Source organism: Algoriphagus namhaensis (assembly GCF_042649705.1).
Classification (GTDB): Bacteria; Bacteroidota; Bacteroidia; order Cytophagales; family Cyclobacteriaceae; genus Algoriphagus; species Algoriphagus namhaensis.
Window position 1 is genome coordinate 59101 of the sequence record NZ_JBHRZS010000002.1, and the last position, 25622, is coordinate 84722.

Consider the following 25622-nt stretch of genomic DNA (forward strand, 5'->3'; position numbering starts at 1 on the left):
CCCTACTTCAGCATTCTCTCCTCAAGCTCTCTGAATTTCTCTAAAATATTCTTGGTGTAAGGACCTGGTTTTCCAGATCCAATGACATGATCATCGATCTGTACCACAGGTAGTAGTACTTTGGTGGTGCTGGTAATGAATGCCTCATCAGCTTCAAAAACTTCAGATAAGGTCACTTTTCTGACCTCAACTTTATTGGCAATATCTAGGACATGTCTCCTCGTGATACCCTCCAGCACATCCGAATCTGGAGTAATCAAAGTTGAATCTTTGACAATAAAGAAATTACTTCTAGAACTCTCGCTCACGAACCCATCTCGGTGATATAGCACATCCTCTGCTCCCTTTTCTTTCCAGGTGGCACTATGCCAAACCGGATAAGCATAATTGGTGGTTTTGATCTTTGCCACTGGTCGGACGTGTTCCAAAGCGAGTAGTTTGACACCCTGCTCATATTTTTCGGCTGCTGGAAATGCCAACTCCTCAGCAAAAATGAAAAAAGAACTTCTGGCCGGAGAGAAATGATTTGGAGAAATCCCGCCACTGAGTAGCATTCGAAAACCTCCAGTCTCCATTTTATTTTGCTCGATTAGGTCATAAATGATGCTTTCTAGTTCTTTTTTGCTCAGCTCAAACGTCAAATGAGTTTCGCGGGCTGAATTGATAAAGCGGTCCAAATAATGCTCTAGAAAGACCGGCTTGGAACCGGCAACCCTGAAAAAATCAAAAATCCCATACCCTCTGATAAAAGCCAAATCCATAGGATGAATTTGAGCCTTTTCCCAAGGCATGATTGTTCCATTCGCGTAGCAAAAAGGCATCATATCGCAGCAATTATATTTGGTTCTAAATTAGAGATAGAAAAGGATTCTCAGGCACTATTTTGATTTTTTTTCGGTATTCGAGACTCCGCGCCTTACCTTTGCAAAGCACAAGCTAGTATCATGAAAAACTTAACACATTCTATATTTATTTTCCTCTTTGCACTTTCTTTTTCTTGCGGTCCAAGTCCTAGTGAGAAAAATCAACAGCTTCGCGATGAAGTCATCGCTGTACACGATGAGGTGATGCCTTTGATGGGCAAGCTAAAGTCTTTGGAAAAAGAGGCCGCAACTGCTGCCGAGGAATTGGAGGCTTCAGGCTCTGAGGACACCACGAGGATCGAAGAATTGAAAGCACTTGCTTTTGATCTCAATCAGGCTTATGAGGGCATGTTTGTGTGGATGAGACAATATGAAACTGAAGATGGTGAATTGACTCCTGAAGAGGTCAAAGCCTATCTTGATGATCAGATGAGTAAAGTGAGTGTGGTCAATGAGGATATCAAAGCTGCACTTGAAAAGGCGGAAGAGCTTCTGAAGGATTAAAACTCCGGTTCGCTTTTCAAATAAGCTTCCACGTCAGATGAAGTTATAATTCCTTCATTCATCCCCCAAATATTAAACAGATACGTACTGATTTGAGCAATTTCAAGTGGTTTGAGATTGGGGTTAGCAGGCATGGCCTGATTGTAAATTTGGCCATTTACGGTGATTTCCCCTTTTTGACCATACTTCATGATCCAAATGGATCGATGAACACTCGCCTGAAAATAGTCTGACTCACGAAGCGGAGGGATCAGTTTTCCCAAGCCTGTGCCATCTGATTGATGGCAATTACCACAATAGTTTTCGTAAAGCACCTTGCCCTGAATGGCATATTTCATCACCTCAGGATCGGAGATTTTAGCGAGTTCATTTTCTGTATTGGTAGACTTTGGTGTACAGGCAATTGCCCCACAAAAGACCAAGAGAATCAAATAGCGCATCACTTGAGTAATTTTGGGATATCAGCTATCAAACGGTCGACCTGATCACTTTTGGTGCCGTCATAGACACCCCGAATATGACCTTCCTGATCAATTAAAAGAAACGCCCCACTGTGCAAAAATCCCCCAGGCTCCTGTTGATCTTCCATAGCAGTGGTGAGATAGCTAGTTTGTCCCATTTCAAAGATTTTCTCCTGATCACCTGTTAGGAAATTCCAAGTGCTCGCATCTTCTATCCCGAGTTTATAGGCATAGTCAAATAACACTTCCTCCGTATCATGCAGCGGATCAATCGAATGACTCAGAATCAAGAAATCCTCTCGATCACCAAAAGCTTCATAAACCCGCAGCATTTCACGTTTCATGATGGGACAGATGGTGGGGCAAGAGGTAAAGAAAAAGTCAGCCACATAGACCTTTCCTTCTACTGTTGCATTGTCGATGGTGTCACCCATCTGATTGGTAAATTCGAATGGAGCGATTTTGTGAAAGACAGTGTCGGTTTTCGTTTCACCGTTTTCTTCAATTTCGTCAATGTAGAAATTCCCCAATTTTGGAAGTGCACTCGTCTCCTCGGTACTCGGGGAGTTGCAGCTTATAGCAGCTGTGAGTAGGACGCTTGTGAGGAGAATAATTGGCTTAATTTTCATTTTTGGTTCTATATTTTTTGTAAAGCCGAATGGCGATCATCAGCGAAATGGCTAGACCGATCAATCCAACCAAGCCCCATACCATGCTCAGGGTGTTTTTCAATACAATCAAGAAGACGATCGCGAAGAGAAGCAGGGTGGAAGCTTCATTCCAAAGTCTCAACTGATTTGAAGACCAGCGTGTTTTACCTTTTTGAAGTTCTTTGTAGAGAACGTGACAAAAAAAGTGATACACATAAAGAAGAAAGACAAAGGCCAGTTTGGCATGCATAAAACCAAGCTGCATATATCCCCATCTATACGTGAGCACCCAGGTCCCAAAAATCAAGGTAAGAATTGCCGATGGCCAAGTGATAATATTCCAAAGCCTTCGTGCCATTAGATCAAGTTGCGGCTTCAAAATAGCTCGCTCCGCCTCTGGTCGCTCCATAGCTTCAGTTTGATAAATGAAAAGCCGAACGATATAAAACAGCCCTGCAAACCAGGTGACTACGAAAATGATATGAAGAGACTTGACGTATTCGAATTCCATTATCAGAATTTTGGGCTAAATTAAGGCCTATTCCTTATAACCCCTACCTTTTTGAAAAGTAGCCGAATTATTTTCTGGATTATCACTGCAGTCGTGCTCGCCACCGTCTATTATATTGTTTCTGAAAGTCTTTCCCAGCCTGGTTTGGAGCGCTTCAAGGGGAAAATAGAGGAGCGAGGATTTTACCGAAATGAAAATAATACCGGGCCAGTTTTACGGGTGTTTGCAGCAGAAGTAATCGGTGGCGATTTAGCACTGATGAAGGAATATGGAGATGCTATGCCACATACCAAATATGGGAAAACCATAGTTTTCTTTTTAGAGCAAGATGAAATGAATTCAATTGAAATATCATCCCAATCTCCCTATTTACCCGTGGAGTTGCAGTCTAGGGTATTGGCTACATATTCCAAAAGCCCCATGGGGGAGGCCTCTATTGTAGAAAGTTTTGTGCCATGAAAAAACGACAGACTTTAAGCGAGTATAAAAATGGAGTCTTGGAAGGGAATCGTTCGACTTTGGCTCAAGCTATCACCTTGGTGGAAAGCAACCGGCCAACGGACAAAGAACTTGCGGCGAAGCTAGTCCAAGAAATTCTGCCACAAACAGGGAATTCAATCCGAATCGGGATCACTGGAGTGCCTGGAGTGGGGAAGAGTACCTTCATCGAAAGTTTTGGAACTACACTCGTGAATTCAGGGAGAAAGGTAGCTGTGCTTGCCATTGACCCAAGTAGTCAACGAGGTAAGGGAAGTATTCTGGGAGATAAAACCCGAATGGAAACTTTGGCAGGGGATAAGCGCGCATTTATCCGTCCAAGTCCATCAGGCACCTCTCTGGGTGGAGTTAGTGCTAAGACTCGAGAAGCCATGCTCCTTTGCGAAGCAGCTGGCTACGACACTATTCTCATTGAGACTGTGGGAGTGGGACAATCCGAAACTGCCGTTCGTGGGATGGTAGATTTCTTTCTTCTTTTGATGTTGGCTGGAGCTGGAGATGAGCTTCAGGGAATCAAAAAGGGGATAATGGAGATGGCTGATGCACTTTTGATCAACAAAGCAGACGGGAATAACCTCAAAGAGAGCAAGCTCGCACGTCAGCACTATTTACAAGCTTTGCACCTTTTTCCTCCAAGCGAAAACGGTTGGTACCCTAAAGTTGAGCTTGTTTCTTCTATAGAAAAATCTGGATTAGAAGAAGCTTGGGATATGATTCAACAGTATGAAAATCATACCAAAAGCAATGGATTTTGGAAAAAAAATCGATCTGATCAGCGATTGAAATGGCTAGACGAAAACCTTCAAATGATGCTATCAGAATTGATTTTATCAAATAAGTCTGTGCAGTCCCTTTTGGATACTCATAAAGATGGAATAAAGTCCGGAGATATCAGCCCACTCTGGGTGGCACAGGAAGCAATCAAAATTTTGACCCAAAATTATTCATGAAGACCGTACATTATTTAGCATTATTGGGCTTCTTACTATTTGCTTGTGATGAGAAATCCAAAATATCAGAAAATTGGCAAACCAAGAAACTAGAAAAAGTTGGCTCCATTGATGGGGATTCTGTGAGTGTGATCTTGGAGTGGCCCGAACTGGGGGGAACTCAATATTCGGATTCAATCAACTTTGCCATTCGCAAGAAACTGGCTTCTTACATCAGCTTTGAGGATAGCATCGGAACCCTAGAAGAGGAGACAGAAAAGTTTGTGCAGAGTTATTATGACTTCAAAAAGGATTTTCCAGAATCGTCTGAAGAGTGGCTGGTCAAGGTGGAGGTTTCAAAAACCTTTGATTCACTTGGGATAATCTCTTTGCAGTTTGCAGCGGAATCCTACACAGGTGGTGCCCACGGCAATTATTCAGTTGACTATTTAAACATCGATAAGGCTAGAGGAGAGGTCCTGAGCAACATCTCATTTATTTTGGATGAAGAGCGATTGGTAGAACTTTCTGAGAAAGCCTTTCGAGCTTATTGGGAAATTCAGCCAGATTCTAGTTTGCAGGACGCCGGATTTTGGGTTAGCGATGGATTTTTCCTCCCTAAGTCTATTGGCTTCGAGGCAAAAAATTTAATTCTCTATTACAATAACTATGAAATAGCCCCGTATTCCGCTGGGCCAACAGTTTTTAAAATCCCGTACTCTGAATTAGAGGGTGTGATTTCCTTTGATTAGTAGGAACGCATCTTAAATTTCTTCTTCAACTCATTAACTGAGTTTCTGAAATTGGAATCCGTCTCCATAATGTCATTCACAGTTTGCACAGCATGAATCACAGTGCTGTGATCTCTCCCTCCAAAATGATATCCAATGGATTTGAGGGAATGATTGGTGAATTCTTTCGAAAAATACATGGCGACTTGTCGCGCAGTTACGATTTCCTTCTTCCGGGTTTTTGCTTTGAGGTCTTCTAAAGGAATATTATAGTATTCAGAAACAGTCTTTTGGATAAAGTCAATGCCCACTTCAGTCTCGATATCCTTGATGATATTTTTCATCACTGTTTTGGCGAGCTCCAGGCTGATTTCTACCCTGTCCAAAGAAGCGTAAGCGATCAATGAGATCAAGATGCCTTCCAATTCCCGGACATTGGTGTCCACGGTATATGCAAGATATTCAACCACATCCGCAGGGATTTCTATTCCCTCGGATTGCATTTTCCGTCGAATGATAGCTACCCTCGTTTCGAAATCTGGCATTTGAAGATCCGCTGTCAAGCCCCATTTGAATCGGGAAAGCAAACGTTCTTCTAGTCCCTTCAGATCTCGAGGAGGGCAATCCGAAGTCATGATGATTTGCTTTTTGTTTTGATGCAAATGGTTGAAAATGTGGAAAAACATCTCCTGAGTTCTGTCTTTTCCTGCTAGGAATTGAATGTCATCGATAATCAAAACATCCACCTGCATATAGAAATTGGTGAAGCTTTTCACATTTCCATCCTTGATGGAGTCCATGAATTGATTTACAAATTTCTCGGACGAAACGTAGAGCACAAACTTATTATCTACCCCGTCTTTGATCTCATTGCCGATAGCTTGCACCAAGTGAGTTTTGCCAAGTCCCACTCCTCCGTAAACCATCAAAGGATTGAAAGAAGTGATGCCTGGCTTGGTGGCCACAGCAAATCCAGCTGATCTGGCTAGACGATTACAATCACCTTCGATGTAGGTGTTAAAGTTGTAGTTTGGATTCAGATTACTCTGAGTTAAGGTCTCCGCATTGAGGGAAGGGAGATTAAATGGGGTAGTGGACTGCTCCTCTGCAGGTCCCGGTTTTCCATTTTTCGCACCCTGATTTCCCTGTGGATAGGATACCACATAGGGTTGATTCGAGGAATTTCCCTTATCCACCACTACTGCGTATTCTAGTCTTCCTCCTTGACCTAAGGTAGTTTTGATCGCCAACTTCAGGACTTGGACATAATTGTCCTCAAGCCATTCGTAGAAAAATTGGCTTGGAACCTGAATAGTCAGGTTTGTGCCAACAAGTTTCACGGGTTGGATGGGTTTAAACCACGTAGAAAAGCTCTGCTCGTTCACGTGTTGTTCGATCACACGAAGGCACTCATTCCAAACGGCATTAGCTTCTGTACTCATAGAGAAGATTTGTGAAAAAAGAGAATATCTCTAAAAACAAGGGCTTCAAAATTGATGAAAAATCACATAAATAAAAAATCAATCCGAGGATGTTCTTCGATTTTTCGCCTTTCTGAAAATTGTGTTTTTTAGTCCAAAAGGATTATCCCTTGTTCAATGAAGAAATCCCTGTGATAGGTGAAACTGTTTCTAGAAATAGTTATGTTTTTATGGCTTTAATGCCTTCAAAAAAAATCTAAAAAAGTTTCGGCGCGCTCGTGGAATAGCGGTAGGGCGTTCTTGAGCATTTACCTATTTTTGATCTTGAAAATATACTCGCAATGAAAGAACTTGATTTTTATGGTTTTCCAAAGTCAACGCAAGAGGACTGGATTGCTCAAGTCAAAAAAGATTTAAAAGGGAAAGATTTTGATGAGGCTTTGGTCTCGAAACTTTGGGGGGAAATTGAAATTGCCCCAATGTATTTTCCTGAGATTAAGGAAACCGATCAAATGGCCTTTCATAAGCCCTCGGACTTGCCTGGGTTTTCACCCAGACTTTGGAGCAATCTTGTAACTGTGTCGGTTGAAGATGAAGCCAAGGCGAATGCTGAGATTCTTGAGCTTTTGAATTCTGGAGCGGATGGGATCATCCTCCAAACGTCAGGAAGTCCGAATTTGAATCAGGTTTTGAAGGATGTGATGATCGAATACATCGATATTTATTTTCATCCAAATGGAAATCCTAAAGAGCTTCAAGATTCGATCGAGGCTTATTTGAATTCTCAAGAAAACCCAAAGGACAAACTGAGCGGCGGAATTTCCTGGTCCCCGAGTAGTGATCTGGTTAAGCGAGGAGAAGTAAAGCTGGAGTTTCAGTTGGCTGCTGATTTGATAAAGTTTTATGAAGCCTATCCAGGCTTTAATCCCTTGACCATCGATTTTGCTAATTATGGTGAAGCTGGAGGGACGGGGTTTCAGGAGCTAACCTTTGGTTTGGGAGAATTGATCGAGCTTTTGGATCGTGTAGAAGGATTTGACATTCGGCCCAGACAAGTTTTCGAAAACTGTGGTTTTTTGCTTTCAGTTGGCTCAGATCATTTTGCTGAGATCGCCAAGCTCAAAGCAGCCCGAAAGTTGATTTCAAGTTTAAGTTCCCTGTACGATTTTGATTTTGAGAATGATAAAATCAAGCTGATTGCTACGACGAGTACCTTCAGCAAATCGCTGCTGGATCCTCATTCGAATCTCATTCGACAAACCTATGAAGCCATGTCGGCAATTCTTGGAGGAGCAAATTCACTTTGGGTAAAACCTGCTAAAGGTGATAAATCAGATATTCTGTCCAAACGAATGGCTCGAAATGTCTCAAATATTTTGAAAGATGAATCGTACTTGGACAAAGTCATGGACCCCGCTGCTGGATCTTATTATCTAGATCGGCTACAGCAAAATATCGAATCCAATGTCCAAAAAGCGCTGATCGAATTAGAAGAGCAGGGAGGTTGGTACGGCTTATATGAAAGAGGAGAAATTCAACAGCAGATTAGAGAAAATCGACTTTTGGCACAAAACTCAATCCTGGATCAGCAGATGATAAAAGTTGGTGCAAATAAATACAAAGCAGGAAGCGAGGATCAGGATTCCGGTAGTTTCGAAACCATTGAGGAAAACCCACTTCAATTAAGTCCTACTCGTGCAACCTATTTATTGGAAAAAGAAACGTTCAAGAAATGAGACCAGACCTGAAGAATTGGAACGTAAATCCAACAAAAACTACGATCAAGGCCGATTTTTGGGATGCGCCAGAGCAAATTTCGGTACCCTCGGTATTTGATCCGAAAACCATAAAAAAAGCAGGTCATCTCGATTATGTGTCTGGAATTGCCCCCTTTTTGCGAGGCCCTTACAGCACGATGTATAGGCTTCGACCATGGACCATTCGTCAGTATGCCGGATTTTCCACTGCAGAAGAATCCAATGCGTTTTATAGAAAAAATTTGGCTGCAGGCCAAAAGGGACTTTCTGTGGCTTTCGATCTAGCCACACATCGTGGGTATGACTCTGATCATCCAAGAGTAGTAGGAGATGTGGGTAAAGCAGGAGTTGCCATAGATTCAGTCGAGGATATGAAGATACTTTTTGATCAGATTCCATTGGATCAAATGTCCGTGTCTATGACCATGAATGGCGCTGTGATTCCCATTTTGGCTTTTTACATCGTGGCGGCTGAAGAGCAGGGAGTGAGCAGGGAAAAGCTAAGCGGAACTATCCAAAATGACATTTTGAAGGAGTTTATGGTGAGGAATACCTATATCTACCCTCCTCAACCTTCCATGAGAATCATTGCGGATATTTTCGAATATACCGCCAAGCATATGCCCAAATTCAACTCCATTTCTATTTCTGGATATCATATGCAGGAAGCAGGAGCAACAGCAGATATCGAATTGGCCTACACTTTGGCCGATGGCTTGGAGTATTTGCGTACCGGTGTAAAGGCGGGACTTTCCGTAGATGATTTTGCTCCAAGACTTTCTTTCTTCTGGGGGATTGGGATGAATTACTTTATGGAAGTAGCCAAATTGCGTGCAGGACGATTGCTTTGGGCTAAAATCGTGAAACAGTTTGGCCCAAAAAGTGAAAAGTCATTGGCCCTTCGTACACATTGCCAGACTTCTGGTTGGTCACTGACAGAACAGGACCCTTTCAATAATGTGACCCGAACAGCGGTTGAAGCCTTGGCTGCAGTGATGGGGCATACCCAATCCTTGCACACCAATTCGCTTGATGAGGCCGTGGCTTTACCAACGGATTTTTCAGCCCGCATCGCTCGAAACACGCAGTTGATCATGCAGGATGAGATAGCGGTCACACGCGTTGTGGATCCATGGGGAGGATCCTATTATGTGGAATTTTTAACCGATCAGTTAGTGGATAGAGCTTGGACTTTGATCCAAGAAGTGGAAGAGTTAGGAGGTATGGCCAAGGCCATTGAGGCAGGGATCCCCAAACTGAGGATAGAAGAGGCTGCCGCCAAAAAGCAAGCTCGAATTGATGGTGGAAAAGACGTCATCGTGGGTGTAAACCGTTATCAGGTTGAGGAAGAAGACGAGATTGAAATCCGTGAGGTGGACAATCAGTCTGTTCGGAAAGATCAGATCAGACGTTTGGAGAAACTAAAAGAGAATCGTGATGCCGCGGAAGTAAAAGAAAGTCTGGAGACTATTCAGAAATGTGCAGCAAGTGGTGAGGGGAATTTACTCGATCTGGCTGTGGATGCAGCGAGAAAAAGAGCTACTTTAGGTGAGATTTCAGACGCCATGGAAGCGGTTTTTGGTCGGCATAAAGCGACTACCCAAACTATTTCAGGTGTATATGCAGCAGAAGTGAAAAATCAAAAATCATTTACTAAGGCCGTAGAACTTTCAGATCGTTTTGCCGAGATCGAAGGGAGAAGACCAAGAATCATGGTGGCCAAAATGGGTCAGGATGGTCATGATCGTGGAGCGAAAGTGATTGCTACGGGCTTTGCGGATTTAGGCTTTGATGTGGATATCGGACCGCTTTTTCAAACCCCTGAAGAAGTGGCCATGCAGGCCATCGAAAACGATGTGCATATTGTAGGGGCTTCATCTTTAGCCGCTGGCCATAAAACTCTGGTTCCACAGTTAATCGAAGAACTCAAAAAGCAAGGAAGGCAGGATATAATGGTTGTAGCTGGTGGAGTGATTCCACCAAAGGATTATGAATTTCTGTATCAGGCAGGTGTTTCGGCAGTCTTTGGACCGGGTACTGTCCTCTCTGAAGCGGCAACGGAAATTCTCCAAAAATTAATGGAGGACTAAAATGAAAAGCCAGTCTAGCTAGAGACTGGCTTTTCATTTTATTGGTATTTCTTTCTTAGCCCTGCGGACCATCCCAAGCGTCAATTCCCATGCCTGCTAATCCAGCTTTCCGAATAGGTTCTGTCGCATCATTGAAGGCCTGAAAACCAAAATCCAAACCAGCAATAGTTCTGATTGGTCTTTTTCCCGCTGGTGTTTCAACTAATTTATCAAAGATATCTACGACGATTTGTGGGTCGGTTGGAGCATTTTCATCGGCAAACATTCCCGTAACTTGCTGTTCAAATCCACCAAAGAATTCGCCAACATGCTGATAAGCCTTAGCTATTTCTTGGTCCTCAGCATTCACCATAGCACCAAAGAAATTAGTGGCGAACGGTCCTGGTTCTACCAAAACTACATCGATTCCCAATGGAGCCAACTCGTATCGCATGGCTTCACTCATGCCCTCAAGTCCCCATTTGCTTGCGTGATATACCCCAAATCCAGGGAATGCCGCACGTCCTGCGGTAGAACTTACTTGGATAATCAAGCCAGACTTTTTTGCACGCATTTTTGGTAAAACTGCAGTGGCGACTCGGGCAGTTCCGACAATATTTAGATCCAATTGATCTAAAATTTGTTTAGAGGTGAAGGCTTCGATTGGTCCTCCAAATCCTCTTCCTGCATTGTTGATCAATACATCCACTTCACCCATTTGTGCCACAGCACTTTTTACGGACTCATCAGAAACTACGTCAAGTTCGATTACATCTAAACTATGATTTCCAGCTTTCGCAAAATCATTCAATTCTTTCGCCTTAGCGGCGTTTCTTCCCGCCACGTCACGCATAGTAGCGTAAACATGATGTCCTTTGGAAGCAAAGTGTTTGGCAGCATCAAATCCAAAACCGGAGCTGCACCCGGTGATTAAAATGTTTTTCATGGTAAAAAGGTTAAAAGTTGTGGAGCCATAAAATGATGACTACCATGATATAAAAACAATTTGTTGATAAAGTTCAGCTTTGGCAAAAGAATACCTTAAAGGTCGATAGCGATGATCATGTCCTTGTCGAGCTTGAAAAGGCATTCTTCAAAGGTGGGAGGCCCAAATGCACTGGAGGGGTTGTTTGAGAAACCATATTTCTCTGTGGGGATGGGTACAAGCTTACCCATATTCAATTTTCCATTAGAGTCCTCGTCATGGAAAATACTGATCGCATAAGTATCCGCCGGTAAATCCTCAAAAACCACGAAGAAATCTTTGGATTCGATAGGTACATTCCGACCGATTTTGCAACGCTCCAAAAAATCCCCCTTTTCAGTCACAATGCAAATACTGATGTTGCCAACCACTTTTTTGATGGATTTGACTTCTAGGGTAAGATTGTGAGTGTTTTGCCCAAAGGCACTCCATCCAAAAAGAAATGAAATAATGAGGAGGAAGATGTTCTTATTCATAGGCACTTTAACGCGAAAACAGTACCGGAAAGTTATGTAAACTGGATCATTTATCTAGCGGGCAACATATTTCTAATGGCGCTGATTTTCCAAATTTTATCTGCGCGATGCACCACAAATGTGCTCCACATTTTTCGCGTGACTTCACCCTTAGAAATGATTTCATAGCGGGCATCCACGACCGCCACATTGGCGTCCAGGAATTTAATCCGCTCTACGGTCAGCTTTCTCGAACCAGGGTTTGACGTAGAACTAGCCAACATTCCGGACATCGCTTCATCCATTCCACTGCGCCATACTCCTGAGGATACAAGTTGGTCCACGTCCTCGGTAAGAATTTTCTTTAACAAAATCGTGTCTTGAGATTCTCTGGCTTGAGAATATTTATGAATTAATTGCAAGATCTCTGTGGAATTGGCTTTTTCTTTATCAGTTGCTTGTCCAAAGCTTAGGTTTACCGAAAAAAGGAGAATAAGAAATACCAGTAAATTTTTCATATCAGAGCGCCTGTTTTGGTCTAATATACTCAAAATCCAGGTGATCTATAAAACACAAAAAACCACCCAAAATCAGGTGGTTTTTGATTTATTAAATCTGTGGATGAGTTAAACCACGTCTTCTCCTCTAAGCTTGACAACGGCCCCATCCAAGATTTCTCCTATGCGGATTTGGCAGGCTAGTCTGCTGGTGGGATAATATTCCGGCAGGTTTTCCAACTGATCCAATTCTGGATCTGTAGCATCTCCCAATCCATCTTTTCCCTCCAAAATCTCGACATGACAAGTAGCGCAAAGCGCCATACCGCCGCAGGTAGCCAAAACGGGATATTCATATGCTTTGAGTATTTCCATCAAGCTCAGCCCCATATCTTCGGGAGCTTCATGCTCTTGACGATTTCCCTCTTGGTCTTCTACCGTGAAATTTATCATGGGGCAAAAATAGAATTAAAATGCATTTACACCATTCACTGTGGTGTATTTGAAGCTTAATTTCTGATCTGGATACACATATTTAAATGCAGAATGCATCATAATGGCCGCTTCATGGAACCCACAAAGGATCAATTTCAGCTTACCCGGATAGGTATTGATATCTCCGATAGCATAGATTCGTTCCACTCCTGTGGAATAATCGCGTGTATCGACTTCGATCGCATTTTTGTCTATGCTCAATCCCCAATCCGCGATGGGTCCGAGCTTTGGGCTCAATCCGAACAAGGGAATCAAGTAATCCGCATCCAGCTCAGTCAGCTCTTTGTTTTTGTCTTCTAATACCACCTTGTTCAAGCGGCCATTTCCTCCGATTTCTTTAAGATTGGAAGAGAGGATTAAATCGATCTTGCCCTTATTAGCCAAGTCAAAAACTTTAGATGCGGAGTCTGGCGCACCTCTGAAAGTTTCATTTCTATGGACCAAAGTCACTCGTTCGGCCACGTCTGCTAGGAAGATGGTCCAGTCTAGAGCGGAGTCTCCTCCTCCGGCAAGAATGACTTTCTTATCACGGAAAGTCTCAGGGTCACGCACCATGTAGGTGATTCCCTTACCTTCAAATTTCTCCAAATTATCCAAAACTGGCTTTCTTGGCTCAAAGCATCCCAATCCACCTGCAATGATGATCACCTTGGCATGCACCTTGGTTTTCTCGCTTGTGGTAACGATAAATGATCCATCGGCTTGTTTGTCTAAGTGATCGACACGTTCGCCTAGGGTAAATGTGGGCTTAAATGGCTTGGCTTGCTCCATCAAATTATCCACCAGTTCCTGAGCTTTCACCTCTGGGTATCCCGGGATGTCATAAATGGGCTTCTGAGGATAAATCTCCGAAAGCTGTCCGCCAATCTGTGGAAGCGCATCGATCAGATGGCATCTCATTTTCAAGAGGCCTGCTTCGAAAACTGCAAAAAGCCCTACCGGGCCAGCACCGATAATACAAAGGTCAGTGTGAATCATAATGGGTAATTTTATCTGAAAACCAGTTTTTAAATACTTTTGTTCGTCTAAATATAATTAGTGCACGAAATAATTTATTCCGCCTTTTCTCCGCCTAAATTTTCATAAATGGTATCCAAGATTCGCTTGAATTCCTCAAAATCCTTCTCGTCTAAATTTTCCCAGGCTTTCTCTCGAATTTCCAGAATCTGAGGCCTTAGATGTCGGACCTTTTCTACCCCCGAATCGGTCAAATGAAGCTGAAAGCTACGTCGATCCTGGGGATGTGGCACTCGCTCCACATATCCTTTCTTACAGAGTAAATCTAAGATTCGAGTTAAAGTAGGATGATCTTTGAAGACCAAGTTGGCCAGCTGTGTTTGGCTGAGATGACCGTTTTCTGAGAGATTTTTCAAGATCAGCCATTGATCTACGGTCACGTCAAATTCGCCAGATTTAAAACGCTGTTGAGCGTATTGTTTTACCTTTCGTGCGGTACGATCGAGTAGAAATGAATACTTGGCAAATTGCTCTTGTGTCATACAAATTATTAGTACAACAAATATATAAAAATTGTTTATCAGAAGTATTAATTCTAATTGATAATTGCTGATTTTCAGACCAAATTGACCTTCTAGGAATCAAGATGTGGGTCGGATAAACTCAATTAGGGCTTCTGTTGAGCTGAATTTTTCCCCTTTGTAGGAAAGCTCAAAAGGCACTGAAGTGACCAAAAGTGGATGAGGTAAATGATGAATTTCTGCTTTGAGCAAAGCTTGTTTCACCCAAAAAGTAAACTCGTCTGGACCTTGGATCTTCAGATCTGAAGAAGGCATTGGTAAAACCAACCTGCCCTTTGCTAGATCAAATTTGAAATCACCTTCGGGCAGGAGACGCATGATATCTCCCGAAAGGATCAGGTCTTCGGGTTTTCCAATGATCAACTCGCCGGCATCAATAAGCATCCAGAATTCATGAGCGGTCTCTATTGCCAATTCCACGTTGTGGGTCACCACCAAAATGGCCTTTTGTTCGCTAACAGCAATTTGTTGCAGGAGGGTCATGATTTCTGTTCTGCCGGTGAGGTCTAGGTGGGCCGTTGGTTCATCCAAAATCATTATTTCACCTTCTTGTGCAAAAGCGCGGGCAATCATGGCTTTCTGCCTTTGTCCATCGCTTAGTTCTGAAAGTCGCTCTTTTCTAAGGTTCGAGATTTTAAGTGCGTTAATGGCTTCATCTATGGCTTGGTAATCTGCTGCCCGCAGTTTTGCATGCCATTCTGTATGAGGAATTCTGCCTAGAGCCACCAGTTGCTCCACAGTAAGGTTGCCTGGAATATTCGTTTCCGTAAGTACTACGGCGATATTTCTGGCCATTTCTTCCTTCGAATACTCTTGAAGCAAACGACCCTTTAATTGGATTTCGCCTTGGTGAGGATTTAGCTGGCCTAGTAGCCCCTTGATCAAAGTGGATTTTCCGATTCCATTTCTTCCCAATAGACAGGTCATTTGGCCTTTTTTTAAAGAAATATTTAATCCAGAAATGACTTCTTTGAAATTTTTCCCTCGGGGATAACCTAAATGGATATTTCTGCCTGATATGATGGTCGCGTTTTTCAAAATTCCTTACTGAAGTTTTTTCGAATCACTAGACTAATCACCACCGGAGCCCCAACTAAAGAAGTTACTGCATTGATCGGTAGGGACTGCGCTGTTCCGGGTAGCTGACTGATTGCATCGCAAAAAAGCAGCAGTAATGCCCCCAAAATGGAAGAGCCTATGAAAAGCGTGGTATGATCTGAGGTTTTCCAGATCATTCGTGCCAAATGTGGCACAGCAATTCCGACAAAAGCTATGGGACCACAAAAGGCCGTGATACTTCCTGCAAGCAGCCCTGTACTTATGATCATCATCCAGCGCAGTTTTTTTGGGTTGATTCCCATGCTGGCGGCATAGCTTTCTCCGAGGAGCATTCCATTGTAGGATTTGATTGAGAAAATGACAGGAATCAAACCAAGCAAAATCATAATGAACAGGGCCATAAGTTGTGACCAGCCCAATCCACCCAAGGATCCTAGTCCCCAAATGGTGAAAAGCTTTAATGCTTCCGCTCCCGCGAAATAGGATAAAACTGAAATAACAGCCGAAACGGCGGCTCCAAACATCAATCCCACGATCAGCAGCGTCATACTATCCCTCACTCGCCAAGCCACTAGACTTACGAGGACTAGTACCAATCCTCCGCCAATACTTCCTGCTGTCACAATGGCCCAGGGATTCATCGCTGCATTGCCCACCATCCAGCCAAAAGCCGAGCCTGCTAGCATAAGCAAAGCCACGCCTAAACCTGCGCCCGAGCTGATTCCCAACACGTAGGGTCCTGCCAAAGGATTTCTAAAGAAAGTCTGCATTTGCAATCCGCTCACGCTAAGGCCGATACCTGCCAAAACAGCTACAAAGGCCTTGGGAAGTCGATAATTCAAGAGGATTTGTTCGGTAGAGCTTTTTGTCCACTCCCCGAGGATTAGCCCAGAAAAAATTTCCTGAAAAGAAATGGAAACCGACCCTAGGCTGATATTGATCAGAAAGAAAACAGCCAATAGGCCAAGGCCTAAAAGTAAGAGCAGTACGTTACCCCGGTTAGTCATTTAACTTTTTGTAAAAATACAATTCATACTCGGGAAGTAGCTCTGGATGAATGATTTTGATCATATCCTTGAGGATAAGGTCAGGTCGCATATAGCCAAGTTCAAAGTATTCTAAACCACCTTTTGCACCTTTCTTTTGGGTGTAGGTGTAGACATTACCTGTCTTGAATGCTTCAAATACTGCATATCGAGGTTCCATTTTCCCCATACTTTCTAGGCTTTCGAAATCAGCCGACCCAATCCAAAATTCTGCATTTATCCCATTTTCTAGAACATATTCATAATTAAGCTGAAGGCTCCCTGTACCTTTTTGCTCCTCAAAAATATAAGAACCACCGGCATTTTTCAGAATCTGAGCCCCCCAACTATCACTTCCTGGCGCGTACCAAATGTCTTTGTACATCACTCCACTAAGGATTTCCGGGGAATTTTGTGAGCTGCTATTTTGCACAATCTCAAGGGCCTCGAGATACTCTTTTTCAATCCTGTTAAAGACTGCGGTAGCCCCATCGAGCTTGCCCGTAAGAGCTCCGGTAAACTTGATCCATTCGGCTCTTCCGAGAGGATGTTGCTCCACATATTCACCATTGATCACAGCCGGAACTCCGGCGGTTTTCAGGAATTCAAGAAACTTCAAATCTTCGCCAAGTGTGGAAATGACCATTAGATCCGGTTCGAGTTCTAGGGTCAGCTCGGTATTTGCGCTAGGCCCAGACCCCAAATCTTTGACTTTTCCTCCATCCACCAATTTGCGAGTCACTTCGGATGAGATCAAGTCCGTGTCTGGAAAGCCCACCAGCCGATCCGAAATTCCTAAAAGGTCTAGATGAGGGATTTGTGTGGTAGAGGTCAGGACGATTCGCTCAGGATTAGCCTTGATCACCGCATCAAATTCTCCATTGGGTGTGGTTGCTCCGGCTTCAAGAGCCAGATAAATATAGCGGGCCTCAGCACCAGTCCAAGGCTGAGAAACGGTGATAATAAAATATCCTTCACCCTTCTGAATCTCAAATCCTTGAGCATATTTCAATTCTATTTCCTTTAGATTAATCTTGGTGGTTTCCTCCGTTTTTGCGCAGCTCGAAAGCAACAAAAACAGGAGTCCAAGCATTGCAAAAAGCAATCGATTCGATGTCCACCTATGAAAAGTCATGCGGGCAAAGTACGAGTGACTTGAGCCCTTTTCCAAAAAAAATATTTTAAGCACTTTTTTTAGAGCTGGAGTAAATCTAGCTTTGCAGCGGAAATAGGTTCTCAATCTCGTCTTAGAGCGCTTGAGATTAAAAGGGAATTCGGTGTAAAACCGAAGCTGTCCCCGCAACTGTAAGCCCCCGTGGAGCGATCCACAAACGATTTGTCACAAAAAGCCATTGCTCCGAAACCAATTCGGAATGAGAAGGCGGCAAATTGGGGTGAGCCAGGAGACCTGCCTGATTCTACGATTCTGTGCTTTCGGAGGAAAAGCGAAGAAGATCTGTATCAAAAGTCAGCGGTGACTCCGCTTGGCCTAGTTTCATGTCTTCCTATTTCTCTTCAGGCCTGAATCGAATTTGATTTTAATTCGATCAGGGATGAGTTTGTTGCTTTGGATAGGTATGTTTTTCGGCTTTCAGCCGCAGAGTCAGGACACTGTAGCCTTGGCTCAGGTGGATGTTTATGCTCCCGCCTTGGCTCGCTTTACCCAAGGGCAAAAGGTCGAAAATTATTCCAAATCCATACTTAGCGAGTATTCAGGTAGGTCTTTGGGAGATTTGCTCCAGGAGACTTCACCCATTTTTATCCGGCAATATGGACCAGGTATGCTTGCCTCCCCATCTTTCCGTGGCACTTCAGCTGGGCATACCGCAGTATTTTGGAATGGTCTTCCCATCAATTCTCCATCCTTGGGACAAAGTGACTTATCGATTTACCCAGTTCAGGCATTTGATAAGGTGCAAGTGCAATTCGGAAGCAGTGGCGCCCTGTTTGGAAATGAGGCAATCGGGGGCTCGATACATTTAGATTCTCAAAGTGATTTTGATCAAGGCCTTCAGCTGAATATCAATCAGCAATTTGGAAGCTTTGGTTTGAAAAATACGGGTATATCTGCTGGTTTTTCCTCCGAAAAGGTGAGCCTTCAATCCAAGTTTTATTCATTTCAAATTCAGAATGATTTTCCCTATAGAGATTTAGGGCAACCAGAAACTCCACTAGTTAATCAAGATCATGCAGCTGTGAAGCAGATAGGTTTTGTTCAAGATTTTGCATTGAATCTCAAGCCAAACCAACAGATCAAGGCTTCTTATTGGTGGAATAGCGCCGATCGTCAGATTCAGCCCGTGATGGGGTCATCTGGCGGTGATACACAGGAAGATGAAAGCCATAGAATCGTGCTAGATTATTTTCTTTTCGGGGATCAGTCTGTTTTAAATTTCAAAACTGGATTGGTCCTTGATCGACAACTTTTCAATGGGTCCGCCAACGATACGGATCAGTATTTTTTGAGCGGAGATTGGGATAAAACTTTTAATGAAAAATGGAGTCTCAAAACGGGCGTAAGATATACCCAAGCGGTAGGAAATCTTTCCACTTATCAAGCCACGGACACCCGGCTCGAACTCTACCAATCCTTACGATTTCTTCCTTCGGAAAAAATTAGCCTCTCGGCAAATTTTAGAGAATTAGCTTATGAGGGTGGAGGAATTCCTTTTGCTCCTTCGTTAGGAATGGATTGGAGCATACGAAACATGTCGCTTCTTTCCATTATTCTCAAAACATCTCTTGGACGGGGTTTTAAAGTTCCTACGCTCAATGATCGATTCTGGGAGCCGGGAGGTAACCCCGACCTTTTGCCTGAGGAAAGTTGGAATGGCGAAATAGGCGTTCATTTTTCAGGGGAAGGGGAATTGTCCTGGAAAAGCTCCATGACCTATTATCGAATGGAGGTGGATAATTGGATCATTTGGCTTCCCAAGGGGAATGTATGGTCGCCAGAAAACCTTCGAGAAGTTCAAAACCAAGGGCTTGAATACCAAGGAAATCTAAGCAGGAGTCAAGGACTATGGAATTTTAGCGCAAGCTGGTCTTACACTTGGAGCAAGGCAATCATCACTGAGGGTGTTGGGGAAAGTGATCAAGCCATAGGCAAACAGCTGCCTTATACCCCCGAACACCAAGCAAACGGCAGGATTGAGGTGTCTCATGCTGGGCTTTCGGTTTTTTTAGGGACTTTTTACGTGGGTGAAAGAAGAGTGACAAGTGATGGCGGCCGCTCGATGCCCTCGTATCAGCTTTTCAATCTTGGATTGAACTATGAAAATTTCCACTGGGGTCAGGTCAAAATTCCACTCCGCTTCCAAGTCAATAATTTATTTAACACCGAATATCAAGTGCTAAATCTCCGGCCTATGCCGGGGAGATCGTATCAATTATCCTTATCTATCCAACTATGAACATTAAACTAAACCAATTCTTTTGGGCGGTAGCCCTGACCTTGTTCACCATGTCCTGCTCAGAAACTGAGCCCGAGCGCCCACTTGGTGAATACGAAACCGGAATTTTGATCATGAATGAAGGTGCCTTTGGGAGCAATGACGGAGAGGTCTATCATTTTGATCCCATCACAGGAGAGCTCAAAGCAGATATTTTTGAGGCGGAAAACCAACGGCCATTTGCGGGATTACTCGAGGATGTGGTCCTGCATGAGGAGCGTTTGTATCTCGTAGCCAATACCGGAAAGGTGGAAATTGTGAATGCGGGGGATTTTCGCAGCCTCGGTGCTGTAAGTGGTGACTTAGATCAGCCTCGCTCAATTGCGGTCGTTGGCAAGAAATTATTCATCAGTGATTACGGCCCCTATGATTCTGATTTCAATACTCCTGCATCATACATTGCTGTGGTGGATGGGCTAAACGGTGGTGTGGTGAAAACCAAAATCCCCGTTTCCAGCAAACCGGAAGACCTTTTTGCCTACGGAAAATATGTATTAGTGGCTGGATCTGATGAGGGCAAGGTAGAAATCATCGATACTGAAAAAGAGACTATTTTTAAAACACTCGAAGTACCGGGAAGGCCAATCCAGTTTTTTGAAATGCGCGGTGATCTTTGGATTTATTCCATCGGGGCTGATGAAATTTTCTTTCAGTCCTTTCATCTGGATAATTTTACCAAGAAAATCCAAACTGGATTTCCCATTCCTGATGCCACAGGCAGGATTGCATTTGGCAATGAGGACTTGATCTACATCAGCACTAGCTCAGGATGGCCAGATTATAACGATGCCATTTCTAAATTCTCCTTATATGATAGTAGGCTCGATATCAATTATCTCAGTGGAACAGGGATTTACGGGATAGGCTATGATAAGAACAACGACAAGTTATTGCTAGCCTTTTCCAAAGGCTTTCAAGGGAATGGAGAGGTGATGATTTATGATAAAAATGCCAACCTTCAGAATACGCTCACCGTGGGAAGAGGCCCTTCCGGATTCTTTTTCTATTGATAAAAAAAAGGGAAGATGTCAAAGCATCTTCCCCATATTTTCCTCGAAGCGATTGAAAAGCGAAGTGTAGCGTTTTTTGATATTTTCAATAAATTTTGACTGAGTATCAATCTCGTAGACTGGATTATACTGGATTCTGTCGATGATAATGTCCAGCCAAGATTTACCATCATCTATCAGATCTGCATGAAAAGCCTCGACCGTCAAGTCTCTGGAGCCTGAGTAAGGTCCTTTGCCCTGCTGGGCAAAATACTTACTCATCACCTTTAGTGCGAGCTCATGTGTCACCTCGAAACTAGTGATCAGTTCTCTGGATTGAGCCTCCGAGAGCTCCACTTTTTTCGCTTTTTGGACATAGACTCGGAGATCATCAAGGGCCTGACCAAATTCGGCAAGGCACTGTTCGCAGGATTGAGGGAGCGTTTTCATAAGGTTTTGCTTTGTGATAAGTTAGCAAACTTTTACGAAAAGGAATTATCTCACGGTATAACTCTGCATGAAAGGCTGACCATTAGGAGCTACTCCCTCGAGCAAGAGTTTACCACTGAAATCCTCCAGATATTTACCGACCACTTTAGGGTCTTTTGCTGGTTCACGATTGATAGAAGTGATGACGAAACCATTTCTCAAGCCCAAATCTCGGAGATACCCTCGATTGATTGCAGTGATTTTCACCCCATGAGAAAGACCCAAGCGATCTCGTTCAATAGTATTGACCGCTTCCAATCGCGCCCCGAGAAGGCTAGAGCTATAATATTCTCTTTTCAAAATACCAGATCCTCCTTCTAGATTTTGGAGTTCTAGCTGTGCAGTACGTGCATTACCCTCTCGCAAGTAATCGACAGTTACTTTATCACCGGGGTAATAATAGGATAGGGCTTCTTCAAAGCTACCCATACCAGTGATAGGTTGTGCATTGATTTTGGTGATTACATCACCGCGAGAAAGTCCTGCCGCCTCTGCGGCACCTTCTCTGACCACATGGGTGATAATTACCCCATTTAGGGTTTCAATTTTAAGTTCTTCAGCCAGCTCCGGTGTGATTTCCACGGCTTCGATTCCGGGGATGGCTTTCTGGACTTCGCCATATTCGATTAAGTCCTTGGCAACTTTCAATGCTATATCCACTGGCACGGCAAATCCATAACCGGTGTATGAACCTGTACGTGAAAGAATGGCTGTATTGATGCCTACAAGTTCCCCATCGACATTAACTAGTGCTCCACCGGAGTTTCCAGGATTAATTGGAGCATCGGTTTGGATGAAGCTTTCCAGAGGGAAATCTCCACCTAGGATATTAATTTGACGTTCTTTGGCAGATACGATTCCAGCTGTCACTGTGGAGGTTAGGTTAAACGGATTCCCCACGGCTATCACCCATTCCCCAATAGCAAGGTCTCGACTGCTTCCTCTTTTAATGGCAGGCAAACCTTCTGCTTCAACTTTCAAGACGGCGATATCGGTGTTTTTGTCTGTGCCGACCAGTTTTGCCTTGTATGTTTTTTTCTGATGAATCACTTCTATGGTTTCTGCTCCATCAATCACGTGGTTATTGGTGACGATATAGCCATCTGTGGAAATAATCACCCCAGAGCCTGTGCTTACTTGCTGAGAAGGACCATTGCCGAAGAAATAGTCAAACATGCTATAACGTCTCGGATCTGTTCCGGAGAAGTTTTTGATAAAAACTACTGATCCGGTTGACTTCTCGGAAGCCTCTACAAAAGAAATGGGCGGGTTTGATCGCGATGAATTGATGGGTTCCGTTGGCGCGTAGCTCGAAGCAAAATTCATCTCAGAAGCTTGGCTGGTAGGTAAATTTGAGGATATCGATTCGGGTGTTTGAACCAAAAATTGGGTCCAGACTGCGGCACCAACAAGGCCCGCCATGAAAGAAAGTCCGATGTTTTTAATTGAGTTTCTCATAGTTTTTATTCTAAAATTGACTCACGGCATTGGCTGGCTTAGGTTTGACTCTTCACAAACTTTTACATTTACAAATGCCCTTTTTGGTGCTTATTCCAACAAAATGTAAACCAGTCATGAAAAACTGACGATTTGTACAAGGAAAAGTCTAGTCATCTTGTAATTTTGTCAGCCATACGAGAAAACCTTCCACCTATGGATCGGTTTATTTCTCAATTCAAGTGAAGATTTAAATGAGTAATCCCAAAAGCGTAGCCATCCTAGGCTCTACCGGTAGCATAGGCACCCAGACCTTGGAGGTAATCCGGCAGCATCCGGAAGAATTTCAGGTGGAGGTACTCACAGCCCAGAATAATTTTCAATTGCTAATACAGCAAGCTTTGGAGTTTGATCCCAATGCAGTAGTCATCGGCAACGAGTCGCATTACTCGGCGGTGAAAGAAGCTTTGGACCCAAAAGGGATCAAAGTTTTTGCCGGGCAAAAGGCTATAGCTCAAGTCGTAGAAATGTCCACAATTGATGTGGTTCTGACTGCTTTAGTCGGTTATTCCGGATTACTGCCCACTATTCAGGCAATCAAAGCTGGAAAGGCTATTGCCCTTGCCAACAAAGAGACAATGGTAGTGGCCGGTGAGATTATCACGGCCTTAGCCAAAGAGTATGAAGTGAATATTTACCCAGTGGACTCTGAGCATTCGGCGATATTTCAGTGTCTTGTTGGCGAATTTCATAATCCTATTGAAAAAATTATCCTCACCGCATCAGGAGGTCCTTTCAGAGGGAAGGATCGAGCATTCTTAGAAACGGTGACCAAGGCTCAGGCCTTAAAGCATCCCAACTGGGATATGGGTGCGAAAATCACTATTGACTCAGCTTCCATGATGAACAAGGGTCTAGAAGTGATTGAAGCCAAATGGCTTTTTGGGCTGAAAAAAGAACAAATTGATGTGGTAGTTCACCCGCAGAGTATTATCCATTCCTTGGTTCAGTTTGAGGATGGTTCACTCAAAGCGCAACTCGGCTTACCTGATATGCGTATTCCCATTCAGTTTGCTTTGAGCTATCCGGATCGATTGAAAAGTGACTTCGAACGCTTTGATTTCGCCAAATATGCTTCTTTGGACTTTGAGGCTCCGGATCTGAAAACGTTTAGAAATCTTCAACTCGCGTATGATGCTTTAGACCGAGGAGGTAATGCTCCTTGTATCTTGAATGCTGCAAACGAAATAGTAGTGGATGCTTTCCTGAAGGATCAAGTCGGGTTTTTAGAGATGTCTGAATTGATTGAGGAAGCTTTACACAAAACAGAATTTTTGGCTTCGCCAAGTTTGGAGGATTATATCCACACCGATCAGCGGGCCAGAGAGATTACAAAAGAATTATTAACAAAAGTTAGCTAATGGATACTTTAATAATGGTGGGTCAATTGCTCCTGGGATTATCCATCCTGGTTGGATTGCATGAATTGGGTCACCTTCTTACGGCCAAGATGTTTGGCATGAGAGTCGAAAAATTTTCAATTGGTTTTCCTCCAAAAATTGCTGGTTTTCAGTGGGGTGAAACCGAATATTCTATAGGAGCGATTCCGCTGGGAGGTTTTGTGAAAATCTCTGGAATGATCGATGAATCCATGGATCAGGAGCAGATGGCACAGGAGCCACAGCCTTGGGAATTTCGCTCTAAGCCCGCTTGGCAGCGACTGATCGTAATGCTTGGTGGGATTATCGTGAATGTGATTACCGGTATTGTGATCTTTGTTTACTTGGTCTATCAAAATGGAGAAACTTATTTCTCTCGGGATCAAGTAGTCGAAAATGGAATCGTTGCCTATGATATCGGCCAGTCCATTGGGCTTCAGGATGGAGATAAAATTTTGGATATCAATGGAGAATCTTACGAAAAACTTGGGGATCTCAGCAGCGGATCAGCCCTCCTAACCGAGAACGGTTACTATACAGTGGATAGAGATGGGGAGATCTTGAAAATCGAAATTCCTCGAGGCTTTATCAATTCATTCAGCAGCAAAGAGGCACTGGATAACTTTGTTGATATCAGATATCCTTTTGTTCTAGCTCAGATCGATGAAGGGGGTGCTGCAGAGAAAGCGGGTCTTACAAAAGAAGATAAGATTCTCACCGTGAATGGTGAAGAGATCAATTATTTTAATGATTTACAGCGAGTTTTGGGTGAGGCAGCTGGGGAGCAAGCCGAACTAGCTTATCTCGCTGGCAGCGACACCGTGCTTACGCAAGTAGCAGTGACAGAACGTGGGACCATTGATATTGCTGTGACTCCTTTGATAGAGCCTGTTGTTCGGAAATACGGGTTTAATGAAGCCATAGCAAATGGGACTAAGCGAGCCTTCAATGTCGTGGCAATCAATGCCAAAGCCTTGGGTAAGATGTTTACCGGAGAAGTTTCCACCAAAAACATGAGTGGACCTATTGGCATGGCGGCCATTTATGGAGATACATGGGATTGGGGTAAATTTTGGAGCATCACAGGATTGATTTCTATGATCTTAGCCTTCATGAACCTTCTTCCGATTCCAGCTTTGGATGGTGGTCATGTGATGTTTTTATTGTATGAAATGGTTTCTGGGCGTGCACCTTCAGATAAATTTCTTGAGAATGCCCAGAAGGTAGGGATGGTTATCCTTTTGGCATTGATGGTGTTCGCAATTGGTAATGATATTCTGAAGTTGTTTAACTAGTGGACCAATCCAAATCAATCTGACAAAAAACCGAGTTGTAAGCTCGGTTTTTTACATTTCAAAGCTGATTTAT

The 25622-nt window shown here is 43.4% G+C and carries 26 protein-coding genes and 1 riboswitch; of the genes, 10 read left to right on the plus strand and 16 right to left on the minus strand.

Features of this window, described 5'->3' with window-relative positions:
- Positions 1-2: 2 nt before the first annotated feature.
- Positions 3-824, minus strand: coding sequence for an aminotransferase class IV (locus ACFOSV_RS00305; RefSeq protein WP_377902199.1), 822 nt, complete (start codon positions 822-824; stop codon positions 3-5).
- A gap of 120 nt (positions 825-944) precedes the next feature.
- Here ACFOSV_RS00305 and ACFOSV_RS00310 point away from each other — a divergent pair, with 120 nt between their 5' ends.
- Positions 945-1367: a hypothetical protein gene (locus ACFOSV_RS00310; RefSeq protein ID WP_377902201.1), complete on the plus strand. Its 423-nt coding sequence runs from the start codon at positions 945-947 to the stop codon at positions 1365-1367.
- On the opposite strand, the gene ACFOSV_RS00315 is transcribed toward ACFOSV_RS00310, so the two are convergent.
- Genes ACFOSV_RS00315 through ACFOSV_RS00325 form a run of 3 tightly spaced genes read right to left on the minus strand, consistent with a single transcriptional unit; the run spans position 1364 to position 2989 of the window.
- Positions 1364-1807, minus strand: a complete 444-nt coding sequence (locus tag ACFOSV_RS00315; RefSeq protein ID WP_377902203.1) for a c-type cytochrome — start codon at positions 1805-1807, stop codon at positions 1364-1366. The two genes, ACFOSV_RS00310 and ACFOSV_RS00315, sit on opposite strands and share 4 nt — an antisense overlap.
- The gene (locus ACFOSV_RS00320) at positions 1807-2457 is read right to left on the minus strand and encodes an SCO family protein (RefSeq protein ID WP_377902205.1); all 651 of its coding nucleotides are present in this window, start codon (positions 2455-2457) and stop codon (positions 1807-1809) included. Before ACFOSV_RS00320 ends, ACFOSV_RS00315 begins: the two co-directional genes overlap by 1 nt.
- The gene (locus ACFOSV_RS00325; protein ID WP_377902207.1) at positions 2447-2989 is read right to left on the minus strand and encodes a CopD family protein; all 543 of its coding nucleotides are present in this window, start codon (positions 2987-2989) and stop codon (positions 2447-2449) included. The genes ACFOSV_RS00320 and ACFOSV_RS00325 overlap by 11 nt, the downstream gene beginning before the upstream one ends.
- A gap of 51 nt (positions 2990-3040) precedes the next feature.
- Between ACFOSV_RS00325 and ACFOSV_RS00330 the strand changes: the two genes are divergently transcribed.
- From ACFOSV_RS00330 to ACFOSV_RS00340, 3 genes are read left to right on the plus strand one after another with little or no spacing between them, the layout of a single operon-like run.
- Positions 3041-3448: a hypothetical protein gene (locus tag ACFOSV_RS00330; protein ID WP_377902209.1), complete on the plus strand. Its 408-nt coding sequence runs from the start codon at positions 3041-3043 to the stop codon at positions 3446-3448.
- Positions 3445-4437 (plus strand): methylmalonyl Co-A mutase-associated GTPase MeaB, encoded by a 993-nt coding sequence (meaB, locus tag ACFOSV_RS00335; RefSeq protein WP_377902211.1) that lies wholly within the window; start codon positions 3445-3447, stop codon positions 4435-4437. Before ACFOSV_RS00330 ends, meaB begins: the two co-directional genes overlap by 4 nt.
- Complete coding sequence (locus tag ACFOSV_RS00340) at positions 4434-5168, plus strand: DUF3298 and DUF4163 domain-containing protein (protein WP_377902213.1); 735 nt, start codon at positions 4434-4436, stop codon at positions 5166-5168. The genes meaB and ACFOSV_RS00340 overlap by 4 nt, the downstream gene beginning before the upstream one ends.
- On the opposite strand, the gene dnaA is transcribed toward ACFOSV_RS00340, so the two are convergent.
- Positions 5165-6589: a chromosomal replication initiator protein DnaA gene (dnaA, locus tag ACFOSV_RS00345; RefSeq protein WP_377902215.1), complete on the minus strand. Its 1425-nt coding sequence runs from the start codon at positions 6587-6589 to the stop codon at positions 5165-5167. The two genes, ACFOSV_RS00340 and dnaA, sit on opposite strands and share 4 nt — an antisense overlap.
- Positions 6590-6909: 320 nt before the next feature.
- Here dnaA and ACFOSV_RS00350 point away from each other — a divergent pair, with 320 nt between their 5' ends.
- Together ACFOSV_RS00350 and scpA are read left to right on the plus strand one after the other, a co-directional pair.
- The gene (locus tag ACFOSV_RS00350) at positions 6910-8304 is read left to right on the plus strand and encodes a methylmalonyl-CoA mutase family protein (protein WP_377902217.1); all 1395 of its coding nucleotides are present in this window, start codon (positions 6910-6912) and stop codon (positions 8302-8304) included.
- Complete coding sequence (scpA, locus tag ACFOSV_RS00355) at positions 8301-10415, plus strand: methylmalonyl-CoA mutase (RefSeq protein ID WP_377902219.1); 2115 nt, start codon at positions 8301-8303, stop codon at positions 10413-10415. Before ACFOSV_RS00350 ends, scpA begins: the two co-directional genes overlap by 4 nt.
- A gap of 55 nt (positions 10416-10470) precedes the next feature.
- Here the strand turns inward: scpA and ACFOSV_RS00360 are convergent, their stop codons facing one another.
- From ACFOSV_RS00360 to ACFOSV_RS00400, 9 genes are all read right to left on the minus strand, one after another.
- Positions 10471-11340, minus strand: coding sequence for an SDR family oxidoreductase (locus ACFOSV_RS00360; RefSeq protein WP_377902221.1), 870 nt, complete (start codon positions 11338-11340; stop codon positions 10471-10473).
- Between the two features lie 95 nt (positions 11341-11435).
- Complete coding sequence (locus ACFOSV_RS00365) at positions 11436-11855, minus strand: DUF2141 domain-containing protein (protein WP_377902223.1); 420 nt, start codon at positions 11853-11855, stop codon at positions 11436-11438.
- Positions 11856-11905: 50 nt separating this feature from the next.
- Positions 11906-12352 carry a nuclear transport factor 2 family protein gene (locus tag ACFOSV_RS00370; protein WP_377902225.1) on the minus strand — a complete coding sequence of 149 codons (447 nt, stop codon included), beginning with the start codon at positions 12350-12352 and terminating at the stop codon, positions 11906-11908.
- Between the two features lie 108 nt (positions 12353-12460).
- Complete coding sequence (locus ACFOSV_RS00375) at positions 12461-12784, minus strand: 2Fe-2S iron-sulfur cluster-binding protein (protein ID WP_377902227.1); 324 nt, start codon at positions 12782-12784, stop codon at positions 12461-12463.
- Positions 12785-12799: 15 nt separating this feature from the next.
- Positions 12800-13804, minus strand: a complete 1005-nt coding sequence (locus ACFOSV_RS00380) for an NAD(P)/FAD-dependent oxidoreductase (RefSeq protein WP_377902229.1) — start codon at positions 13802-13804, stop codon at positions 12800-12802.
- 74 nt (positions 13805-13878) lie between these two features.
- A complete protein-coding gene (locus tag ACFOSV_RS00385; RefSeq protein ID WP_377902231.1) occupies positions 13879-14325 on the minus strand; it encodes a MarR family winged helix-turn-helix transcriptional regulator in 447 nt (148 codons plus the stop codon).
- 99 nt (positions 14326-14424) lie between these two features.
- Entirely contained in the window at positions 14425-15402 is a 978-nt protein-coding gene (locus ACFOSV_RS00390; RefSeq protein ID WP_377902233.1) for an ABC transporter ATP-binding protein, read from the minus strand.
- The gene (locus ACFOSV_RS00395; protein ID WP_377902235.1) at positions 15399-16430 is read right to left on the minus strand and encodes an iron chelate uptake ABC transporter family permease subunit; all 1032 of its coding nucleotides are present in this window, start codon (positions 16428-16430) and stop codon (positions 15399-15401) included. Before ACFOSV_RS00395 ends, ACFOSV_RS00390 begins: the two co-directional genes overlap by 4 nt.
- A complete protein-coding gene (locus ACFOSV_RS00400) occupies positions 16423-17583 on the minus strand; it encodes an ABC transporter substrate-binding protein (RefSeq protein ID WP_377902237.1) in 1161 nt (386 codons plus the stop codon). Before ACFOSV_RS00400 ends, ACFOSV_RS00395 begins: the two co-directional genes overlap by 8 nt.
- Before the next feature lie 78 nt (positions 17584-17661).
- Positions 17662-17878: riboswitch (cobalamin riboswitch) on the plus strand.
- 123 nt (positions 17879-18001) lie between these two features.
- Between ACFOSV_RS00400 and ACFOSV_RS00405 the strand changes: the two genes are divergently transcribed.
- The gene (locus ACFOSV_RS00405; protein ID WP_377902239.1) at positions 18002-19861 is read left to right on the plus strand and encodes a TonB-dependent receptor; all 1860 of its coding nucleotides are present in this window, start codon (positions 18002-18004) and stop codon (positions 19859-19861) included.
- The gene (locus ACFOSV_RS00410; RefSeq protein ID WP_377902241.1) at positions 19858-20910 is read left to right on the plus strand and encodes a YncE family protein; all 1053 of its coding nucleotides are present in this window, start codon (positions 19858-19860) and stop codon (positions 20908-20910) included. Before ACFOSV_RS00405 ends, ACFOSV_RS00410 begins: the two co-directional genes overlap by 4 nt.
- An 18-nt stretch (positions 20911-20928) precedes the next feature.
- On the opposite strand, the gene ACFOSV_RS00415 is transcribed toward ACFOSV_RS00410, so the two are convergent.
- Together ACFOSV_RS00415 and ACFOSV_RS00420 are read right to left on the minus strand one after the other, a co-directional pair.
- On the minus strand, positions 20929-21339 hold the full coding sequence (locus ACFOSV_RS00415) for a nucleotidyltransferase substrate binding protein (RefSeq protein WP_377902243.1): 411 nt from the start codon (positions 21337-21339) through the stop codon (positions 20929-20931).
- Positions 21340-21384: 45 nt separating this feature from the next.
- Entirely contained in the window at positions 21385-22836 is a 1452-nt protein-coding gene (locus ACFOSV_RS00420) for a S1C family serine protease (RefSeq protein WP_377902245.1), read from the minus strand.
- Positions 22837-23069: 233 nt separating this feature from the next.
- On the opposite strand from ACFOSV_RS00420, the gene ACFOSV_RS00425 reads away from it, so the two are divergent.
- On the plus strand, positions 23070-24236 hold the full coding sequence (locus ACFOSV_RS00425) for a 1-deoxy-D-xylulose-5-phosphate reductoisomerase (protein ID WP_377902247.1): 1167 nt from the start codon (positions 23070-23072) through the stop codon (positions 24234-24236).
- Positions 24236-25549, plus strand: a complete 1314-nt coding sequence (gene rseP, locus ACFOSV_RS00430) for an RIP metalloprotease RseP (RefSeq protein ID WP_377902249.1) — start codon at positions 24236-24238, stop codon at positions 25547-25549. Before ACFOSV_RS00425 ends, rseP begins: the two co-directional genes overlap by 1 nt.
- The last annotated feature ends 73 nt before the right edge of the window (positions 25550-25622 follow it).

Bases quoted from the DNA above. Each gene is read 5' to 3' on its own strand.
- ACFOSV_RS00305 (WP_377902199.1), bottom strand. From the start codon at position 824: ATGATGCCTTTTTGCTACGCGAATGGAACAATCATGCCTTGGGAAAAG.
- ACFOSV_RS00310 (WP_377902201.1), top strand. From the start codon at position 945: ATGAAAAACTTAACACATTCTATATTTATTTTCCTCTTTGCACTTTCT.
- ACFOSV_RS00315 (WP_377902203.1), bottom strand. From the start codon at position 1,807: ATGCGCTATTTGATTCTCTTGGTCTTTTGTGGGGCAATTGCCTGTACA.
- ACFOSV_RS00320 (WP_377902205.1), bottom strand. From the start codon at position 2,457: ATGAAAATTAAGCCAATTATTCTCCTCACAAGCGTCCTACTCACAGCT.
- ACFOSV_RS00325 (WP_377902207.1), bottom strand. From the start codon at position 2,989: ATGGAATTCGAATACGTCAAGTCTCTTCATATCATTTTCGTAGTCACC.
- meaB (WP_377902211.1), top strand. From the start codon at position 3,445: ATGAAAAAACGACAGACTTTAAGCGAGTATAAAAATGGAGTCTTGGAA.
- ACFOSV_RS00340 (WP_377902213.1), top strand. From the start codon at position 4,434: ATGAAGACCGTACATTATTTAGCATTATTGGGCTTCTTACTATTTGCT.
- dnaA (WP_377902215.1), bottom strand. From the start codon at position 6,589: ATGAGTACAGAAGCTAATGCCGTTTGGAATGAGTGCCTTCGTGTGATC.
- ACFOSV_RS00350 (WP_377902217.1), top strand. From the start codon at position 6,910: ATGAAAGAACTTGATTTTTATGGTTTTCCAAAGTCAACGCAAGAGGAC.
- scpA (WP_377902219.1), top strand. From the start codon at position 8,301: ATGAGACCAGACCTGAAGAATTGGAACGTAAATCCAACAAAAACTACG.
- ACFOSV_RS00360 (WP_377902221.1), bottom strand. From the start codon at position 11,340: ATGAAAAACATTTTAATCACCGGGTGCAGCTCCGGTTTTGGATTTGAT.
- ACFOSV_RS00365 (WP_377902223.1), bottom strand. From the start codon at position 11,855: ATGAATAAGAACATCTTCCTCCTCATTATTTCATTTCTTTTTGGATGG.
- ACFOSV_RS00370 (WP_377902225.1), bottom strand. From the start codon at position 12,352: ATGAAAAATTTACTGGTATTTCTTATTCTCCTTTTTTCGGTAAACCTA.
- ACFOSV_RS00375 (WP_377902227.1), bottom strand. From the start codon at position 12,784: ATGATAAATTTCACGGTAGAAGACCAAGAGGGAAATCGTCAAGAGCAT.
- ACFOSV_RS00380 (WP_377902229.1), bottom strand. From the start codon at position 13,804: ATGATTCACACTGACCTTTGTATTATCGGTGCTGGCCCGGTAGGGCTT.
- ACFOSV_RS00385 (WP_377902231.1), bottom strand. From the start codon at position 14,325: ATGACACAAGAGCAATTTGCCAAGTATTCATTTCTACTCGATCGTACC.
- ACFOSV_RS00395 (WP_377902235.1), bottom strand. From the start codon at position 16,430: ATGACTAACCGGGGTAACGTACTGCTCTTACTTTTAGGCCTTGGCCTA.
- ACFOSV_RS00400 (WP_377902237.1), bottom strand. From the start codon at position 17,583: ATGACTTTTCATAGGTGGACATCGAATCGATTGCTTTTTGCAATGCTT.
- ACFOSV_RS00405 (WP_377902239.1), top strand. From the start codon at position 18,002: ATGAGTTTGTTGCTTTGGATAGGTATGTTTTTCGGCTTTCAGCCGCAG.
- ACFOSV_RS00410 (WP_377902241.1), top strand. From the start codon at position 19,858: ATGAACATTAAACTAAACCAATTCTTTTGGGCGGTAGCCCTGACCTTG.
- ACFOSV_RS00415 (WP_377902243.1), bottom strand. From the start codon at position 21,339: ATGAAAACGCTCCCTCAATCCTGCGAACAGTGCCTTGCCGAATTTGGT.
- ACFOSV_RS00420 (WP_377902245.1), bottom strand. From the start codon at position 22,836: ATGAGAAACTCAATTAAAAACATCGGACTTTCTTTCATGGCGGGCCTT.
- ACFOSV_RS00425 (WP_377902247.1), top strand. From the start codon at position 23,070: ATGAGTAATCCCAAAAGCGTAGCCATCCTAGGCTCTACCGGTAGCATA.
- rseP (WP_377902249.1), top strand. From the start codon at position 24,236: ATGGATACTTTAATAATGGTGGGTCAATTGCTCCTGGGATTATCCATC.